This is a genomic window from Bacillus sp. 0909A, assembly GCF_036765115.1.
GTDB lineage: Bacteria > Bacillota > Bacilli > Bacillales > Bacillaceae > Bacillus > Bacillus mojavensis.
Map to the genome: position 1 here is coordinate 117,141 of NZ_JBAIZU010000007.1, position 13,339 is coordinate 130,479.

Genomic DNA, 13,339 nt, shown 5'->3' on the forward strand with positions numbered 1-13,339 from the left:
ATGAACTAAAACATATAAAACCGGTTTTCTCCATAAACTAAAACAAATCCCGAAAAAGGTGGAACAGATGACGATCATTCAGAGAACCGTTGTGGTTTTGATCGGTACGCAGCTTGCGGCATCCGCAGTGATTTTGTTTATTTTCGACTTGAATTCGTATAATCACTTTTCCGATAGCTTCTCATGGCATCATTTTTTGAATAAGCTGATTGGAGGCTTTTCTTTTTATTTGTTTTCGGCCGGCTTGTTCCTTTTGCTGATCGGAATGTGTGCACCGAGACGGAAGAAAAAGCGCATTTCTGTACACGAGAAAGAAAACTCATTAAAATAATCGTAATAAAGAAACATACGATCTTTAAAAAAGGATGATGAAACATGCTGTTTATATTTTTAACAATAGCCGCATTGGGATTGTCGTTTTGGGCACAATTTAAAGTAAAGAGCAACTTTGAAAAATATTCAAAAGTGGAAGCCTCAAGCGGTCGAACAGGGGCAGAAACCGCAAGACGGATTTTAGATATAAACGGTCTTTACGACGTGCCGGTCGAACCGGTAAGAGGCGCTTTAACAGACCATTACGACCCGACAAGACGGGTGGTGCGTTTATCTGAGCCGGTTTATTACGGCCGCTCAATTTCCGCCATATCCGTTGCTTCCCATGAAGTCGGACATGCCTTGCAGCATCAGGAATCATATGGTGCGCTTGTGCTGAGACATAAAATGTTCCCCGTTGTGAATTTTGCATCCGGAGTGGCTCCTTTCCTTTTTTTGGGGGGCATGCTTCTTGGCAGTCTGAACCTCATCGGGCTCGGCATCATTCTGTTTTCAGCCGCTGTCTTTTTCCAGCTGATCACACTGCCTGTTGAATTCAATGCAAGTTCACGCGCGAAGCAAATTATTGTGTCTGAAGGATTCATTCGAAACAACGAAGAACACGGTGTAAATAAAGTGCTGAGTGCCGCTGCATTGACGTATGTGGCCGCCGCGCTGGTTTCCCTGTTTGAACTTCTTCGGTTTGTGATGATCTTCTTAAACGGTCGTAATGAGAATTAACGTTAAGGAGGTGGCCCCTTACCATTTACGGTAAGGGCTTTTTTTGCTTATTCTACAATTGTTAGCCATTTTTGTTTTGATTGGCATTACGGCTGTTTTTGTTGCAGCGGAATTTGCGATTGTTAAGATCCGGGGTTCGAAAATCAATCAGCTCATGGAAAGCGGTGACAGCCGTGCGCTTGCCGTACACAAAATCATTTCTAATCTAGACGAGTATTTATCAGCTTGCCAGCTCGGGATTACGATCACGGCGCTGGGCCTCGGGTGGCTCGGTGAACCAACATTGGAGCACATCCTTCATCCCTTATTTACAATGACGGGTATGCCGGAACCGATCAATCACATCGTCACCTTTATTGTTGCATTTATTATCGTCACTTTTTTGCATGTGGTGATGGGAGAGCTTGCGCCGAAGACGGTTTCGATTCAAAAGGCGGAGGCCGTCAGTTTATGGATCGCTAAGCCGCTGATCTGGTTTTATAAAATCATGTATCCGTTTATCAAAGCTTTGAACGGCTCTGCGAGTTTTCTTGTGAAGCTGTTTGGGTTTCATTCAGTAAAGGAGCATGAGGTTGTCATCAGTGAGGAAGAACTGAGGCTGATCCTGTCAGAAAGCTATGAAAAAGGGGAAATCAACCAGTCCGAATTTCGCTATGTGAATAAGATTTTTGAATTCGACAACCGCGTGGCGAGAGAAATTATGATTCCGCGAACAGAAATTGCTGTCATTTCTCTGGAGCAGTCGCTTGAAGAGGCGATTCATCTCATCATTAACGAACGGTATACCCGGTATCCTGTCATCAAAGAAGATAAGGATCATATTTTAGGGATTATCAACAGCAAAGATATGTTTAAAGCGTATTTTCTAGGCCAGCCGATTAAATTGAAGCAAATTATGAGACCTGTCATCAGGGTCATTGAAAGCATTCCTGTTCAGGAGCTTTTAATCCGCATGCAGAAGGAACGGATTCATATGGCCATTCTCGTAGATGAATACGGGGGAACGGCGGGGCTTGTCACTGTCGAGGATATTATCGAAGAAATCGTCGGGGAAATCCGTGATGAATATGATCAGGATGAAACGCCGCATATTTTGAAAAAAGGCGAGCACCATTATGTGATGGATGGAAAAGCGCTAATAGATGAAGTGAACGACCTGCTCGACATTGCCATTGAGAATGAAGAAATTGATACGATTGCAGGCTGGCTTCTGACGCAAAAAATGGAGCTGAAAGCAGGAGATGTGATACAGGCGGAGGGCTGTGAGTTTAAAATTCTCGATGCTGAAGACCATCATATTCGATTTGTCGAAATCAAAAAAACAGAGTTTTAATCAAAAACAGCCGGCTAGACGCGGCTGTTTTTTTAAGTATTCAAAGAAAAACCGGACCAAAGGCTTCTAAAACATTGATCAGTCTTTTGTCATCGGCAAGAGGTTTTTTTCTGAAAAAATGAATGCTTCAATGGCCTTTTTCTACATAAGATATAAAACACACAGGAAGGAGTGGCTGTATGAAAAAGGCTTGGTGGAAGGAAGCGGTGGTCTACCAAATTTATCCCCGTAGCTTCAAAGATTCAAACAGCGATGGAATTGGGGATATTCAAGGAATCAGGTCAAAGCTTCCATACATAAAAGAACTAGGTGCCAATGTGATTTGGATTTGCCCCTTGTACGACTCACCCAATGCGGATAACGGCTATGATATTAGAGATTACAAAAACATATTGAGCGATTTCGGCACAATGGCAGATTTTGATCAGCTGCTTCATGATACTCATGAGCTTGGCATGAAGCTCATTATGGATCTTGTCGTGAATCATACAAGTGATGAACATCCATGGTTCATTGAATCACGTGCATCTTTACAATCCCAAAAACGCGACTGGTATATTTGGAAGGACGGGAAAGACGGAAAAGAGCCGAACAATTGGGAAAGCATTTTCGGCGGATCGGCTTGGGAGTATGATCAACAGACAAGCCAGTACTATCTCCATCTTTTTGATAAAAAGCAGCCTGATCTGAACTGGGAAAATGTAGAGGTAAGAAACACCGTTTATGACATGATCAATTGGTGGCTTGATAAAGGCATAGACGGATTTCGGGTGGATGCCATTTCTCATATTAAGAAAAAAGAAGGGCTGCCTGATCTGCCGAATCCGAAAGAGCTGTCCTATGTTCCATCCTTTCCTTATCATATGAATGCTGAGGGTATTTTAGATTTTTTAACAGAGCTGAAGGAAAACACATTTTCCCGCTATCCGATCATGACGGTCGGAGAGGCAAACGGTGTCGCGGCAAAGGAGGCGGCTGAGTGGGTGGGGGAGGAATCCGGCATTTTCAGCATGATTTTTCAATTTGACCATCTCGGTCTGTGGGATATAGAGATAAATGAAACCATCGATATCGCTGCTTTTAAACGAATTTTAACAGAGTGGCAGGACAGTTTGGAGGGAATCGGCTGGAACGCTTTGTTCATGGAAAACCATGATCAGCCCCGTTCTGTTTCTGTATGGGGAGACGATGGGAATTTCTTGAAGGAAAGCGCAAAAGCGCTCGCCGCTGTTTATTTTCTGATGAAAGGCACGCCGTTTATTTATCAGGGACAGGAAATCGGCATGACCAATGTGGCGTTTCCTTTCATTGAGGATTATGATGATGTCGCGATGAAGCGGCTGTATGACATTGAGACCGCAAAAGGCGCTTCTCATGAGGAAGTAATGAAGATTGTCTGGAAAAAGGGAAGAGATAATTCACGAACCCCCATGCAATGGAATGCTTCTCCTCACGCTGGGTTTTCTGATGCCAAGCCATGGCTTGGGGTAAATGACAATTACACATGGCTGAACGCCGAGGCGCAACTAAACGATAACACATCTGTTTATCACTTTTACAAAAGCTTAATCAAACTCCGCCAAACATATGATGTATTGATTTATGGCCAATACGAGCTGATTCTGCCGGAAGATCAGCAAATCTTTGCATACCTTCGCAAAAACGAGAGCCAAACGGCACTGATTGCGGCAAATCTGACGGGTTCGCCGGCGTTCTGCAGATATCCCGCATTGCCGTTATCCACTGATAACCTCCTGCTGTCAAATATGGAAACAGAACCGCACAAGCATACGACATCACTGCTGTTAAAACCTTATGAAGCCAGAGTATACCTATGGCAATAAAACTCCGGCAAAAAGCCGGAGTTTTTGTTTTCTTCAGGTTTATGAGCCTGATTTTACAGGAAAAAAGGAACACAGAACGAATATGCAAAGAGAAGGGGAATTGAAAGGAGAAACGATATGCTGAAAACACTGCAAATCAAAACAAACAAAAGAGATGAAATGATTGAAATCACTCACGAGGTGGAAGCGTTTCTCCAAGAAACAGGAGTGGCAAACGGGGCAGCGCTGATTTACTGTCCGCATACGACGGCAGGCATTACAATTAATGAAAATGCCGATCCCGATGTGAAAAGAGATATGCTCCGAAGATTTGATGAGATTTATCCATGGGACCATGAGCTGGACCGCCATATAGAAGGCAATACAGCTGCACATATGAAGTCCAGTACGGTAGGCGCTTCACAGCATGTCATAATTGAAAATGGGCGTCTCATTCTCGGGACGTGGCAAGGTATTTATTTCTGCGAATTTGACGGCCCGCGTCACCGAACATGCCATATTAAAATTATGGATTAACAGGAGGTGCTTCTATGACTCAATGGATGAAAGCATTATCATTATCAAAGCCTGTCATTCAGGCGCCGATGGCAGGCGGCCTGGTCACACCCCGGCTGGCAGCCGCTGTGTCGAATGAAGGCGCACTCGGAAGTCTCGCTTCTGGATATCTCAGTGCGGGTACGCTTGAAAAACAAATCATCGAGATGCAGGAATTGACCAGCAGCGCTTTTCAGGTAAATGTGTTCGTGCCGGAAAAAAGGAAGACACCGGACGATAAAACGGTTCACACATGGAAAAAGAACATTCCGTTTGCCGAACAGGCGGCTGCTTTTCCTTCAGAAGAGGAAGAGTGGGAGGATTTTCATCAAAAAATAAATCTGATTCTTACATACAATGTAAGAGCCTGTTCATTTACGTTCGGCATCCCGCCTGATGAAAGCATTCATGTATTAAAGAAAAATGGGTGCTGTCTTATCGGAACGGCTACTTCTCCGCAAGAAGCCGTCCTGCTGGAAGAGCGCGGAATGGATATCATCGTGCTGCAAGGCAGTGAAGCAGGCGGCCACCGTGGTTCTTTTCTGCCGGTCAGCGGAGAGTCTTCTATTGGCTTAATGTCACTGGTTCCCCAAGCTGCAGACGCTGTTTCAGTACCCGTGATTGCGGCAGGCGGAATTGCAGACCGCCGCGGCGTCCAAGCAGCTCACTGTCTCGGAGCCCAAGGTGTACAGGTCGGAACTCCATTTCTTATGTGTGAGGAAAGCGAAGCCTCTGAAACGTACAGACAGGAATTAAAAGAAGCACATGGAACAGACACACGCCTTACCGCATTGTTTTCGGGAAAGCCTGCAAGGGGTATAGCCAACCAATGGATGAAAGAGCAACAAGCTGAAGAGGCAAATACACTTCCTTATCCATTGCAAAACACGTTAACAAAACCAATGAGAAAACATGCCGCCGCAGCCAAAGATTCCGGTCACATGTCTCTGTGGGCGGGGCAATCAGTCGGAATGCTCAATAGATCCGCTGACGTGAGAACGCTGATAGCTGAGCTTTGCCAATCGTAACGTAACCAAGAGAGGTGACAGGCGATGAACATTCTTCAATATTCTTATAAAAAGAAAGGGAAAATTGAGTTTGTATTTGAAGACTGGCCTCATTCAAAAGTTACAATGGCTCCCATCCAAGGGTATTATTTTGTCCGATTTATCAAGTGGAGCAGCCAAGATCCCATCGTGACGAGAACTGACCTTGAAAAAATGGAATGGGCTGCGAACCAGTATTTCGGCACAGCCCCTTTCTATCGAAAACGAAAAGCATTTGAAACCCCATCGTCCCCAAAATAGACGGTGGGGTTTTTAGCGGGTGATGGGATAGAGAGACGGAATATCAAGCCTGGTCGCTTGTGAAAGGAGATAGGCGGACTGTACGGCTCCTTTTCTTCTGAAGGAATTCAGCTTATCAATAATTTGCTGAGCGTTCAAAATCCCCAAGCCGTGAGCGAAATATTTATCCTTTTCTAATAAAATCACATTTTCGCCTCTCCACTGCGCTTTCTGCGGATCAAATTCAGGATTTTGAAAATACAAACAGTCTCCAAGAAAAAAGTGATGTCCCGTTTCTGTATATATCGGCAATTTCTCATAATGCCAGTCATACAAAATAATTCTGTCAAAGGCTGCGTCGAATTTTTCTTCTCCGATGGTTTTAAGCAAAGCTAAGTAATAGATCACAACAATTGCTGTCGCGCATTCAAACGCGTAAAACGGGCCGTTTTCTACAATATCCCGAATCGCCTTTGAAGGCGGCATTTTATACTTAAGCTCCAGAGCCCCTTCCGGTGAAACCCGCCAATACGCTGTATTCCCGTATGTTTTTACAAAGGTGGCGAACTTTGCTCCGCTTTTATGCAGCGCTTTTGCCGATTCAACGATATTCATGCGCAAATGAAGCTCAAACATCAGTTCAGCGATCGAATGATAATCAAACTGAACGGGTGTTTCAATCATTTCTTTTAGCAGCGGGTTCAGGTTCTTGTCAATTTGCCAGTTTTCAATGTCTTGGGGACGGAGCCATTGTCCGGATATAATAATCATCTGAAGCCCCCCTTGTTTTTTATAAACTATGCACAAGGCTCGGGCAATGAAAGTTAAAAAAACAGAGAAAAAGCCGAAAAGGAAATTTCTTGCGTCTGATTTTAAAAACTTTTTAAAGCAGCCGATATATAGTGTATCAAACCTGAAGGAGAAACTGGATATGAAGACTTTTATCAATTGGCTGACAAAACCGTCAATTTCTAGAAAACTAATGATTTCATTTGTTGTGATTTTAATTATTCCGATTCTTATATTGGAATTCAGTTCTTACCGCTCAGCAAGCGGAAAACTGGATCAGGAAATCATGGGAAATGCGAAAAATAGTGTCGATTCATTTGATACAACAGTTACAAATGATTTAGGAGCAAAAGCGAAAGGCATCAGCTTTTTCAGTGAATCACTGAAAAGCTCTGCGTTTAAAGGAAAATCCAAACAGGAAGAGCTTAAAGCCAAGTTTTCGCAATATGTTTCTATTAACCAAGACGTAGCCAGAATCTACGCTGGGGCAGAAAACGGCACATATGTACAGGCACCGAAAGAAAAATTGCCGGATGGCTACGATCCGAGAAAACGAGCTTGGTACCAGGATGCTATGAAAGCCGGCGGTGACATCATAGTGACCGATCCTTATGTGGCGGCCAATGACGGAAGCATGGTCATAACGATTGCTCAGGAATTGAAGGATGGTTCAGGCGTCGTCGCCATGGATATCACAATTGATAAGCTGTTGGAACAGATGAAACAGATTAAAGTCGGAAAAGAGGGCTATGTTTTCATCGCCACGAAAAACAAAACATATGTCGCCCATCAAAACCATAAGGCTGGTGAAAAGCTGTCAGGCGACTGGGTTGCCAAAATGTATGACAAGGACAGCGGCGAGCTGCAGTATACCCTGAATCATGAAGATAAAAAGATGACATATACGACAAATCAACTGACTGGCTGGAAAATTGCCGGCACCATGTATATGAGTGAAATCAAAGATGCCTCAAAATCTGTTCTCACAACAGGTATGATCGTGCTGATTGCTTCAATACTTATAGGCGGAATATTAATCCTGTTTATCGTTGGTTCGATCACAAAACCGTTAAAACGTCTGGTTCAATCATCAAAAATGATCAGCAGCGGGGATCTGACAGAAACCATCGAAATCCGGTCGAAAGATGAACTGGGAGAGCTTGGCGAAAGCTTCAACGAAATGGGACAATCCTTGCGTTCGCTTATCAGCGCCATTCAAGACTCGGTTAATAATGTTGCCGCATCATCCGAACAGCTGACTGCATCCGCCGGACAAACGAGCAAGGCGACGGAGCATATCACAATGGCAATTGAGCAGTTCTCAAACGGAAACGAAGAGCAAAGCGAAAAAGTGGAATCCAGCTCTCATCAGCTGAACATGATGAATGAAGGGCTCCAGCAAGTCTCACAAACATCATCAGACATTACGAAGGCGTCTATTCAATCAACGGAAATCGCGGGTACAGGCGAGAAGTTTGTCCAGCAGACAGTCGGGCAGATGAATTCAATTAATGAGTCTGTTCAGCAGGCTGAAGCAGTGGTGAAAGGCTTAGAAGGAAAATCAAAAGATATCACGAGTATTTTACGAGTCATCAACGGGATTGCTGATCAAACAAACCTGCTGGCATTAAATGCAGCCATTGAAGCGGCGCGGGCCGGGGAATCAGGGAGAGGCTTCTCTGTTGTAGCGGAGGAAGTGCGTAAACTGGCCGTTCAATCTGCAGACTCATCTAAAGAAATCGAGAAACTAATCCAGGAGATCGTAGCAGAAATCGAAACTTCTCTTCACATGTTTAAAGCCGTTAATCAAGAAGTGCAATCGGGACTAGTTGTCACAGACAATACAAAGGAAAGCTTCCAAAGTATTTTCACCATGACAAATGAGATTGCAGACAAATTGCAGACGATGAATACAACTGTAGAACAGCTGTCAGGTCGATCAGAGCATGTATCGGCAGCGGTGAGCGGAATTGCCGATGTTTCAAGAGAAAGCTCGGCAAGCATTCAAGACATTGCCGCATCGGCCGAGGAGCAGCTTGCTTCTATGGAAGAAATCAGTTCATCAGCCACGACCCTGGCGCAGATGGCAGAAGAGCTTCGTGATCTGACGAAAAAATTTAAAATTGAATAAGAGCAAAAAACAGCGCGTATGAAGCGCTGTTTTTTTTGTAATGAAAATACTAAAAAAGACCTGTCTAAAACGGTGAGTTTAGAACTATTTTTCATTTTTTCCTTCATTTTCAATGTAAGATAAAGGAATATCATCCGATATAATTTGTAAATTATTGAAAGAAGGTTCAAGAGGAATGAAAAAAACACTCACCACCATTCGCAGATCATCAATTGCCAGGAGACTCATTATTTCTTTCCTGCTAATCTTAATAGTCCCCATTGCGGCACTATCGATAAGCGCTTATCAATCAGCCGTTGCATCTCTTGACATACAGATGACGCAAAGCGCAAAGGAAAACGTTCAAATATTAGATAACATTATTGATGGTAAGATCAAAACGACTGAAAAAAGCCTCGCGTTTTTCAGCGACTGGGCGACAGCAGACAAGTTGAAAGACAAGAAAAAAACAGAACTCAAACAAGAATTTAAACAATTTATTCAAATGAATGACAATGTCGCTGCGGTGTTTTCAAGCAGTAAAGACGGGACATTCACACGCTATCCACACGCAGACATGCCGAGTGACTTTAACGCTTTAGAACGTGACTGGTACACGAAAGCCATGGCTAATAAAGGAAAGACAATTGTGACCGAACCTTACGAATCCATTTCATCAGGAAAAATGGTTGTCACCATTGCACGCCAGACAAAGGACGGATCAGGCGTTGTCGCCATGGATATGAAAATCGATGACCTTGTGGCAACCGCAAAAGAAATCAGTATTGGCAAAGAAGGCTATGCCTTTATCCTCAGCCAAAATAAAGAAGTCATCGCCTACTCCGGTGAAAAAGCGGGAACGCAGTTAGAAGGGGAGTGGATAGACAAACTTTACAAAGACAAAAGCGGTGACTTTGAATATACGCACAAAGGAAAGAAGAAGAAAATGGCGTTCGCCACAAGCGAAACAACAGGCTGGAAAATCAGCGGCACGATGTATGCCGACGAGATCCATGATGCCGCAAGCAAGGTTCTTGTTATGGCATCAGTTGTTCTGGCCATTGCCATTGCAGCCGGAATCACGGCGACCTATTTTGTCATTCGATCGATTACAAGGCCTTTGAAACGCATTGTTGCGTCAGCTGAAAAAATCAGTAAAGGCGATTTAACAGAAACGATAGAAATTACATCAAAAGACGAACTCGGGGTTCTGAGCCAAAGCTTCAACAATATGGCGCACTCTCTCCGTTCGCTGATCTACGGCATCAAAGATTCTGTAGAACATGTCGCCTCATCGTCAGAAGAGCTGACAGCTTCCGCAGATCAGACAAGCAAGGCCACTGAACACATTACAAAGGCAATCGAACAATTTTCAAACGGAAGCGAAAACCAGAGCGACAGAATCGAGACAACAACAGAACAAATTAACGAAATGAACGACGGACTGGCAGAGCTGGCTCGGGCGGCGGCAGTCATTACAGAAACCTCTGCAGATTCCACCGAAGTGTCAAGCGCAGGGGAAACACTCGTTCAGAGAACAGCCGGCCAAATGAATACGATTGATCATTCTGTGAAAGAAGCGGAGCAAGTGGTCAAAGGCCTGGAAATCAAATCAAAGGATATCACAAATATTTTACGTGTTATCAACGGCATCGCAGATCAAACCAATCTTTTAGCATTAAATGCCGCTATTGAAGCGGCCAGAGCAGGCGAGTACGGGCGAGGCTTTTCTGTGGTCGCTGAAGAAGTGAGAAAACTTGCGGTACAGTCGGCAGAGGAAATTGAATCGCTGATCAGCGAAATCGTAAAAGAGATCCATACATCATTAAACGTGCTTCAATCTGTGAATAAAGAAGTAGAAACAGGCCTGGTCATGACAGACGAAACAAAACAAAGCTTTAACCATATATCAAAAATGACGAATCAAATTGCCGCAGAACTGCAAAACATGAATGCGACGGTTGAACAGCTATCGGCGGGTTCTCAGGAAATATCCGCTGCTTCTATAGATATCGCCGCCATTTCGAAAGCAAGTTCGGACGGCATTCAAGATATCGCCGCTTCAGCCGAGGAGCAGCTTGCCTCCATGGAAGAAATCAGCTCATCGGCACAGACGCTTGAAAAAATGTCTGAAGAGCTGCGAGATTTGACAAAACGATTTAAATTGGATGATTAATAGGTCTAAATTACTAATTTTTAATAGGAATTTAGTTAGTTTTCCTGAATTTCTTCTTTTTTAATGTATATATTTACCCATTTTCAGCCGATATGAAGGGTAGCATAAAAAAGGAGAAATGAACTGATGAAAAAAATACTCCAACTTATTAAACAGAGATCAATTACACGGAAGCTTCTTGTTTCCTTTCTATCGATTCTTATCATACCAGTTGCCATATTAGCGGCGATTGCTTATGGATCTGCCAGCAGCTCGCTCGACAGACAGATGATGGGAAGCGCATTAGAAAATGTACAGCAACTAAACGAAATCATTAACACCAGCATCGGAGAAAAAGAAAACAGCGCCGAATACTTCAGCGAATGGCTGACACAAAAGAAATATAAAGCAAAGAGCAATGCCAGCATTGAAGAGAAATTCTCACAATATATTAAAATTAATAAAGACGTAGAATCTATTTATACGAGTGACAAAGACGGGCGCTTTACCCGTTACCCGGATCTGCCGATGCCAAGCGATTATAATCCCGTTGAACGGGACTGGTACAAAAAAGCGGTTGCCAATAATGGCAAAGTCGTCGTAACAGATCCATACAAAACAGCATCTACGAACACAATGGTTGTGACAATTGCCCAGCAGACAAAAGACGGATCAGGCGTTATCGCAATCAACATGACGATTGATAACCTGCTGAAAACGACGAAACAAGTGAACATCGGCAAAGAAGGCTATGCTTTTATTATGACGAAAGACAAAAAGGTCGTTGCGCATCCTGAAGAGACTTCAGGAACCGAATTGAAAGGCGACTGGCTTGAACAGATGCTGTCTGCCGATAAAGGCGATTTTCAATACAGCTTGAACGGCGATAAGAAAAAAATGGCCTTTGATACGAACAAGCTAACGGGATGGAAGATAGGCGGGACTATGTATCTGGACGAGATTCATGATGCGGCTAAGCCTGTACTTCACCTCGCATCAATTGTCCTGATTGCAGCCATTCTCGTCGGTATCATCGTAATGACATTGGTTATTCGATCGATCACGACGCCGCTGAAACAGCTTGTTGGATCTTCAAAACGGATCAGTGAGGGAGATTTAACGGAAACGATTGATATCCGTTCAAAAGATGAACTGGGCGAACTGGGCAAAAGCTTTAACAATATGGCGTCTTCACTTCGCTCTCTCATACACGCCATTCAGGATTCGGTAGACAATGTTGCCGCTTCCTCTGAGGAATTGACCGCATCTGCCGCGCAAACAAGCAAGGCGACCGAGCATATCACATTGGCGATTGAACAATTTTCAAATGGCAATGAAAAACAAAATGAAAACATCGAAACAGCGGCAGAGCATATTTATCAGATGAATGACGGATTGACGAATATGGCCCAAGCCTCTGAAGTCATTACAGATTCATCTGTTCAATCGACAGAAATTGCGAGTGCGGGCGGACAGCTTGTTCATCAGACTGTTGGCCAAATGAACGTGATAGACAAGTCTGTAAAAGAGGCGGAACAAGTTGTTCGCGGATTGGAAACCAAATCAAAAGACATCACAAACATTCTGCGCGTGATTAACGGTATTGCTGACCAGACGAACCTGCTTGCATTAAACGCTGCCATTGAAGCGGCGCGCGCAGGCGAATACGGGCGCGGCTTCTCCGTCGTAGCGGAAGAAGTCAGAAAACTGGCTGTACAGTCCGCTGATTCAGCTAAAGAAATTGAAGCACTCATCATTGAAATTGTGAAAGAAATCAACACATCTCTCGGCATGTTCCAGTCTGTGAACCAAGAGGTGCAAACAGGCCTTGACATCACAGATCAAACAGAGACAAGCTTTAAACGAATCTCTGAAATGACAAACCAGATAGCCGGAGAACTGCAAAACATGAGTGCCACGGTGCAGCAGCTTTCTGCCAGCTCTGAAGAGGTATCGGGAGCGTCTGAGCATATTGCATCGATTTCAAAAGAGAGCTCAGCCCACATTCAAGATATCGCGGCATCAGCCGAAGAGCAGCTTGCTTCTATGGAAGAAATCAGCTCATCAGCAGAAACACTTTCAAGCATGGCTGAAGAGCTTCGCGATATGACAAAACGATTCAAAATCGAATAGTTGGTCAAAACACCCAGGGTTCTGCACCTGGGTGTTTTTTTTAGTTTTTTTATTAAAGCTTTTGTCCTAGCTTGACGATATTATTTTTAGCTTAAAGGAGGA

At 43.8% G+C, this 13,339-nt stretch carries 11 protein-coding genes; 10 read left to right on the top strand and 1 reads right to left on the bottom strand.

The window, feature by feature from the left end; translation table 11 throughout:
* Positions 1 to 67 precede the first annotated feature (67 nt).
* The 7 genes from V6D42_RS19170 to V6D42_RS19200 all read left to right on the top strand — a co-directional run bounded on the left by V6D42_RS19170 (position 68) and on the right by V6D42_RS19200 (position 6,071).
* Positions 68 to 331 (top strand): hypothetical protein, encoded by a 264-nt coding sequence (locus V6D42_RS19170; protein ID WP_123373899.1) that lies wholly within the window; start codon positions 68 to 70, stop codon positions 329 to 331.
* A gap of 44 nt (positions 332 to 375) precedes the next feature.
* Positions 376 to 1,053 (top strand): zinc metallopeptidase, encoded by a 678-nt coding sequence (locus tag V6D42_RS19175; protein WP_333514287.1) that lies wholly within the window; start codon positions 376 to 378, stop codon positions 1,051 to 1,053.
* Between the two features lie 43 nt (positions 1,054 to 1,096).
* Positions 1,097 to 2,386: a hemolysin family protein gene (locus tag V6D42_RS19180; protein WP_333514288.1), complete on the top strand. Its 1,290-nt coding sequence runs from the start codon at positions 1,097 to 1,099 to the stop codon at positions 2,384 to 2,386.
* A gap of 179 nt (positions 2,387 to 2,565) precedes the next feature.
* A complete protein-coding gene (locus V6D42_RS19185; RefSeq protein WP_333514289.1) occupies positions 2,566 to 4,230 on the top strand; it encodes a glycoside hydrolase family 13 protein in 1,665 nt (554 codons plus the stop codon).
* Positions 4,231 to 4,347: 117 nt separating this feature from the next.
* On the top strand, positions 4,348 to 4,746 hold the full coding sequence (locus tag V6D42_RS19190; RefSeq protein ID WP_229149053.1) for a secondary thiamine-phosphate synthase enzyme YjbQ: 399 nt from the start codon (positions 4,348 to 4,350) through the stop codon (positions 4,744 to 4,746).
* Positions 4,747 to 4,760: 14 nt separating this feature from the next.
* Complete coding sequence (locus V6D42_RS19195; RefSeq protein ID WP_333514290.1) at positions 4,761 to 5,792, top strand: nitronate monooxygenase; 1,032 nt, start codon at positions 4,761 to 4,763, stop codon at positions 5,790 to 5,792.
* Positions 5,793 to 5,816: 24 nt separating this feature from the next.
* Entirely contained in the window at positions 5,817 to 6,071 is a 255-nt protein-coding gene (locus tag V6D42_RS19200; protein WP_333514291.1) for a hypothetical protein, read from the top strand.
* A gap of 12 nt (positions 6,072 to 6,083) precedes the next feature.
* Here V6D42_RS19200 and V6D42_RS19205 read toward each other — a convergent pair whose 3' ends face one another.
* Complete coding sequence (locus tag V6D42_RS19205; protein ID WP_333514292.1) at positions 6,084 to 6,821, bottom strand: protein-glutamine gamma-glutamyltransferase; 738 nt, start codon at positions 6,819 to 6,821, stop codon at positions 6,084 to 6,086.
* 160 nt (positions 6,822 to 6,981) lie between these two features.
* Between V6D42_RS19205 and tlpB (V6D42_RS19210) the strand changes: the two genes are divergently transcribed.
* The 3 genes from tlpB (V6D42_RS19210) (at position 6,982) to mcpA (ending at position 13,237) form a co-directional block, all read left to right on the top strand.
* Positions 6,982 to 8,970, top strand: a complete 1,989-nt coding sequence (tlpB, locus tag V6D42_RS19210; protein ID WP_333514293.1) for a methyl-accepting chemotaxis protein TlpB — start codon at positions 6,982 to 6,984, stop codon at positions 8,968 to 8,970.
* 175 nt (positions 8,971 to 9,145) lie between these two features.
* Positions 9,146 to 11,125, top strand: a complete 1,980-nt coding sequence (gene tlpB, locus V6D42_RS19215; RefSeq protein ID WP_333514294.1) for a methyl-accepting chemotaxis protein TlpB — start codon at positions 9,146 to 9,148, stop codon at positions 11,123 to 11,125.
* A gap of 126 nt (positions 11,126 to 11,251) precedes the next feature.
* Positions 11,252 to 13,237, top strand: coding sequence for a methyl-accepting chemotaxis protein (mcpA, locus tag V6D42_RS19220; protein WP_333514295.1), 1,986 nt, complete (start codon positions 11,252 to 11,254; stop codon positions 13,235 to 13,237).
* The last annotated feature ends 102 nt before the right edge of the window (positions 13,238 to 13,339 follow it).

Coding starts and splice junctions, on each gene's coding strand:
- mcpA (WP_333514295.1), top strand. CDS start 11,252: ATGAAAAAAATACTCCAACTTATTAAACAGAGATCAATTACACGGAAG.
- V6D42_RS19195 (WP_333514290.1), top strand. CDS start 4,761: ATGACTCAATGGATGAAAGCATTATCATTATCAAAGCCTGTCATTCAG.
- V6D42_RS19205 (WP_333514292.1), bottom strand. CDS start 6,821: ATGATTATTATATCCGGACAATGGCTCCGTCCCCAAGACATTGAAAAC.
- tlpB (WP_333514293.1), top strand. CDS start 6,982: ATGAAGACTTTTATCAATTGGCTGACAAAACCGTCAATTTCTAGAAAA.
- V6D42_RS19200 (WP_333514291.1), top strand. CDS start 5,817: ATGAACATTCTTCAATATTCTTATAAAAAGAAAGGGAAAATTGAGTTT.
- V6D42_RS19185 (WP_333514289.1), top strand. CDS start 2,566: ATGAAAAAGGCTTGGTGGAAGGAAGCGGTGGTCTACCAAATTTATCCC.
- V6D42_RS19170 (WP_123373899.1), top strand. CDS start 68: ATGACGATCATTCAGAGAACCGTTGTGGTTTTGATCGGTACGCAGCTT.
- tlpB (WP_333514294.1), top strand. CDS start 9,146: ATGAAAAAAACACTCACCACCATTCGCAGATCATCAATTGCCAGGAGA.
- V6D42_RS19190 (WP_229149053.1), top strand. CDS start 4,348: ATGCTGAAAACACTGCAAATCAAAACAAACAAAAGAGATGAAATGATT.
- V6D42_RS19175 (WP_333514287.1), top strand. CDS start 376: ATGCTGTTTATATTTTTAACAATAGCCGCATTGGGATTGTCGTTTTGG.